The 4113-nt window shown below is 62.0% G+C and carries 5 protein-coding genes; all 5 read right to left on the bottom strand.

Annotation, left to right across the window (positions count from 1 at the left end; translation table 11 throughout):
* Positions 1-147 precede the first annotated feature (147 nt).
* The 5 genes from RUW20_RS20630 to modB all read right to left on the bottom strand — a co-directional run bounded on the left by RUW20_RS20630 (position 148) and on the right by modB (position 3997).
* Positions 148-816 (bottom strand): hypothetical protein, encoded by a 669-nt coding sequence (locus RUW20_RS20630; RefSeq protein WP_313954094.1) that lies wholly within the window; start codon positions 814-816, stop codon positions 148-150.
* Positions 813-1034: a hypothetical protein gene (locus tag RUW20_RS20625; RefSeq protein ID WP_313954093.1), complete on the bottom strand. Its 222-nt coding sequence runs from the start codon at positions 1032-1034 to the stop codon at positions 813-815. The genes RUW20_RS20630 and RUW20_RS20625 overlap by 4 nt, the downstream gene beginning before the upstream one ends.
* Before the next feature lies 1 nt (position 1035).
* On the bottom strand, positions 1036-1818 hold the full coding sequence (locus RUW20_RS20620; RefSeq protein ID WP_313954092.1) for a hypothetical protein: 783 nt from the start codon (positions 1816-1818) through the stop codon (positions 1036-1038).
* Between the two features lie 386 nt (positions 1819-2204).
* Positions 2205-3338, bottom strand: coding sequence for an ABC transporter ATP-binding protein (locus RUW20_RS20615; protein ID WP_313954091.1), 1134 nt, complete (start codon positions 3336-3338; stop codon positions 2205-2207).
* Positions 3335-3997, bottom strand: a complete 663-nt coding sequence (gene modB / locus RUW20_RS20610; protein WP_313954095.1) for a molybdate ABC transporter permease subunit — start codon at positions 3995-3997, stop codon at positions 3335-3337. The genes RUW20_RS20615 and modB overlap by 4 nt, the downstream gene beginning before the upstream one ends.
* Positions 3998-4113 lie beyond the last annotated feature (116 nt).

Here is a 4113-nt window from a genome sequence, read left to right as displayed (position 1 = left end):
CAGACTTCTTCGCATGGTAGAGAGATCGTTGGCCGATTGACGGGCCGCTATCGACGCAAAAGCGACCTTCGCATTGGCTGGCGGCGGGCATTCAAGGTCAGGGCGCAGCTTTATCGCGCAGCGGCCCCCGCACCGCAGGGTTGGGCGTCATTTGAGAAGACCTCTCTCGCGCAGCGCTGAATGCAAGGAAACGACAAGTTCCGCCGCGCGGTCTATGTGCGGCTCAAGCGCTCCCTTTTCAATACAGACTTGATCGCCGAAGAGATGCCAGTTCGCTAAGGTGATGCCGTCAATTCGAGAGATTGCCGCAGGGAGGTCGATCTTGTAGCGGTAGGACTCAACGATCCCGGCAGAGTGGGCAATGCAGTTTCGGATTTTAACGAGCGCCTCGTAATCATCAATTACCGCCCCTGCATCAACGGAGGCTCGGGCAGAGAAATCTCGAAGAATCTTGACTGTGAGATTCGTTCTGTATTTAAGGGCGGGCACGGGGGAGACGGCGCACTGGTTCAAGTAGGCGATGGCCCACTCCACGGACGTGGTAAACGCGAGGACTGCGCCGTAGCGGACTCTGAGGGGCAGACTGACCTTGAATCGGTGCTCAGCATTCTGCTCAAGATGGTGACGATAGCCAGGTGGAAAATCGTCAAAGTCTTTGCCGTGGGCGATGGCCTGTAGCTCACGGCGATACTGCCAATCGAGGTTGCTCTCCGAAAACTCCAAGAAGTCCTTCACGTCCCCAATCATGAATTTGAAATCGAACGCTTCAATTGGCGTGTCTAGGAACTTCTGAAGGTCGAAGTCAGCGATGCTCATGACGCCCAACGCTCAAGGTCAGGGGCGCTGCGCGATTTTATCGCGCAGCGCTCGAGCAGTCCAAGCGGGGTGGACACGTCTTTACTTTTACCCGCATAAATACCATCGGTCTTGATCACGAAGGCAAGAAGAAAGACCTGGCCCACTCGATGACCTGTGACCTGCACCGTGTTTTGGCGCAGCGTCCAGCGACCGAAGGGAGGGAGGTTGAGCGGCATGTCAGGCCTTCCTCGGCAGGAGCGTGGAGCGAAATGAAGAGGTTCCATCGGGTGATTCTTGAACCAGCAACTCAAGGGTGCCGGCAGCCAGCTTTGCTGAAGCGAGTGTTACTACCTTGCCTTCACTGACAGCAGATGCCGTATCGAGCGCAACTTCCTCTGTGAGTGTTTCAATGCTCACCCCGATTCTTCGGATCTGCGCCTGACCGCCTTCGGGAAGATCGGTAAACCAGGGTGCTGGGGGCGCCAGTTCGGCATAGAAGTTTCCCGGACCGGGGCTCGTATGGTCGAGAACGACCGTGCGGGTCTGATGGTTGTTAGCAATGAACTTTATGAGGGCCTGCACAGTGCCGACTTGTGTGCCATCACCATTGTACAAAGCTGCGTTTTCTACCTGTTCGAGGCGGCGAGGTTCGCCTTCTTGCGGATTGACGTCGATGAACGCGGTGTAGCTAGGTGTGACATGCTGTACCTGCCCGCCGATCAACTCGCGGGCTAGCCGCGCCCAATCTACGTGGGCCGCTTCAGCTTGCGAGATAGCCTCAATCTTGAGGGCCCGCGCCTTCAAAGCGGAGGCTTTGGTAAACCCACTACGCGACCAGAGTACGAGTTTCGACGTGGGCAAGTGTTCGTGCTTCTTCGCGACCCCTTCAATCCAAAGAACGTCTGCGGGGCGTGAGTGATCTCGGCACTCAATCGACAAAAATATTGGGTATGTTCCCACCATAGTTTGCGCGACTATATCCACTTCCCGCTGCTCACCAGTAACGAGGTCCGTGAACATGTGGGACTCGTCGACTTTCCAGCCCTCGCCGAGGCGCTCGTGAACAAGCAGCGCCAACCGCTGAAAGGTATTTGATCGCTTGGGCATGGGTAGGGTTACTGGAAGGCCCTTGTTTTATGGCGAGAGTTTTTCTGCGTAACGTTGGGGCCTGCTTCCGAAATCGACGTCGCTTGGAGCACTGGAAGCCTTTCCGTAGCGAGCTCTGCGCCCTATGTGTGCGCTGAGTCCATAGAGGATAAGAAATCGTGACAGTCGACAATTCGCAGGCTAGGTCGAAAGCATACACCCGCGCGGCTTCAATGGCTGCTTGCGGCAGCCTTCTCCACCGTCTCCTCTTGGCCGCGAAGAGACAAGCGCCAGGATGTTCTTTCCGGCCGGACGACTGATCATCGCTGGACATCGCTCGGCGTGACGATCTGGGCAACGGCTGCGGGATCGGCGGGCGTAAGACAGATGGCGGCCTTCTGCAACTGCAACGCAATGCTGGCGCCGGGGACGATGCCGCGCCGCTGCGCCACCGAGGCGCCGATGGCGAACGACAGGGTGGCGTCGCCGCGCCCGGCGACGCGTGCCGTCACCGTTGCGTGTCCGCGCCAGGCGAGTCGCTCGCGAACGATGGCGTTCACCGTGTTTTCGCGATCGTTCTGGTGCTCACGCACCAGGATCACCCCGGCCTCGGGCAGCACCCAGCAAACGCTGTCGCCGACAGCAAAATCGGCATGGTGCGTGGCCTGTAGCGGCTGACCGAGCCAGTCGATCAGTGTCGTGTCGGTCGCCGGTGATTGCTCCAGCACCTTGCCGACGAAGACGTTCGGCTGGTCGGTCAGGCGCGCGACCAACGCGCTTGCCGGCCGCGCCAGGAGTTCGTCCGGCGGCGCGCTCTGCAAGCTGCGGCCGTGATGCAGGACGGTCATGGTATCGGCCAGCACAGCGGCTTCCTCGAGGTCGTGGGTAACCAGAACGATCGGGATGTCCAGCGAGCGACGCAGCTTGATCAGTTGCCGCAGCAGCTTGCGCCGCGTCACCTGGTCAACCGCCGAAAAGGGTTCGTCGAGCAGCAGCACCTGCGGCTCGCGCGCCAGCGCGCGGGCAAGCGCCACCCGCTGCTGCTGGCCGCCGGAAAGCTCGGCCGGGCGCCGCGCCTCGAGACCTTCGAGCTTGGTGCGCGCCAGCCACTGGCGCGCCGTTTCGGCACGCTCGTTCAGGGGCAGATGCTGCAGGGCGACCATCACATTGGCCAGCGCACTGAGATGCGGGAACAGCGCGTAATGCTGGAAAACGAAGCCGACCCGCCTCTGCTGCGGCGAGATATCGATGCCGCGGCTGGCGTCGAACCACGTCGTTTCGCCGCAGCGCACGCTGCCGGCCGCCGGCCGGTGCAATCCCGCCAGGCAGCGCAGGATGGTCGATTTGCCGCTGCCCGAGGGGCCGACCAACGCCAGCAGCTCGCCGCTGTCGCAGGCGATGTCGGCGGCCAGCGGGATCGGTGCCGACTGTTCGAGGCGGGCGACCAGCTTCATCGGCGCAGCACCGATCGGCCGAGCCGGCTGACCAGCATGACGGCGACGAATGACAGGGCCAGCAGCAAGGCCGACATGCCGGCCGCCGCCGAGTCGTTGAACGCCTGCGCCTGATCGTAGATGGCGATGGCGATGGTCTTGGTCTCGCCGGGCAGGCTGCCACCGACCATCAGCACCACGCCGAACTCGCCGAGGGTGTGGGCGAAGGTCAGCGCCAGCGCGGCGGCGATGCCCGGCCAGGCCAACGGCAATTCGATGCGCAGGAAGGTCTGCCAGCGCGACAGGCCGGAGACCCAGGCTGCTTCGCGAACTTCGCGCGGGATCGCCGCGAAGGAACGCTGCATCGGCTGCACGGCGAAGGGCAAATTGAAGATCAGCGAGGCGGCGAGCAGGCCGTCGAAACTGAACACCAGCGCCCGCCCGGTCAACGCGTGATAGGCCTGACCGAGTGGCGAAGCACCACCGAAGCCGAGCAGCAGGTAGTAGCCGAGAACCGTCGGCGGCAGCACCAGCGGCAGCAGGATCGCCGCTTCGACTGCGCCCTGATGGCGGAACGGCGACCAGGCCAGCAGACGCGCCAGCCAGATGGCGAAAGGCAGCAACAACAGCGCGGTGGCGGTGGCCAGTTGCAGCGAAAGCGAGAGCGCTTGCCAGTCGATCAACTGCTTACCTCGCCGGCAACGAGAAGCCGTAACGCTCGAAGATGGTGCGCGCCGCCGCTTGCTGCAGATAGTCGTAGAACTGGCTGGCGTCTGCGTCGGCACGGCGGGTCAGC

It is taken from the genome of Accumulibacter sp. (assembly GCF_032229525.1).
GTDB lineage: Bacteria > Pseudomonadota > Gammaproteobacteria > Burkholderiales > Rhodocyclaceae > Accumulibacter.
This window is presented reverse-complemented; position numbering and strand designations above follow the sequence as displayed.

What these genes read in the sequence shown, in the direction of transcription:
- RUW20_RS20630 (WP_313954094.1), bottom strand. Translation starts at nt 816, where the DNA reads ATGAGCATCGCTGACTTCGACCTTCAGAAGTTCCTAGACACGCCAATT.
- RUW20_RS20625 (WP_313954093.1), bottom strand. Translation starts at nt 1,034, where the DNA reads ATGCCGCTCAACCTCCCTCCCTTCGGTCGCTGGACGCTGCGCCAAAAC.
- RUW20_RS20620 (WP_313954092.1), bottom strand. Translation starts at nt 1,818, where the DNA reads ATGTTCACGGACCTCGTTACTGGTGAGCAGCGGGAAGTGGATATAGTC.
- RUW20_RS20615 (WP_313954091.1), bottom strand. Translation starts at nt 3,338, where the DNA reads ATGAAGCTGGTCGCCCGCCTCGAACAGTCGGCACCGATCCCGCTGGCC.